1 protein-coding gene is annotated in these 236 nt (G+C 63.6%); it reads left to right on the top strand.

Going from position 1 to position 236, the window contains the following annotated elements; all coding sequences use genetic code 11:
• The coding region (locus KVT37_RS32915) for a glycine cleavage T C-terminal barrel domain-containing protein (RefSeq protein ID WP_306797048.1) at positions 1–236 on the top strand (236 nt) is incomplete at both ends.

The raw sequence follows: 236 nt of genomic DNA on the forward strand, positions 1-236 counted from the left end.
ATTTCGTAGGACGCAGGGCACTGGAGAAAGCTAGCGGCAAGCCGCTGACCAAACGCTTTGCCGGCTTCACGGCCGACGATCCGGAGATCGTGCTGGTCGGCCGCGAGACGATCCTGCGCAATGGCGCGCCGGTCGGTTATCTGTCCAGCGGCGGCTATGGCTATACGGTGGGCAAGAACATCGGCTACGGCTATGGGCGCAATGCCGTCCGCGTCTGTGACGAGGTCCTCCCCTCT

Source organism: Mesorhizobium sp. GbtcB19, from assembly GCF_019091085.1.
Lineage (GTDB): Bacteria > Pseudomonadota > Alphaproteobacteria > Rhizobiales > Rhizobiaceae > Mesorhizobium.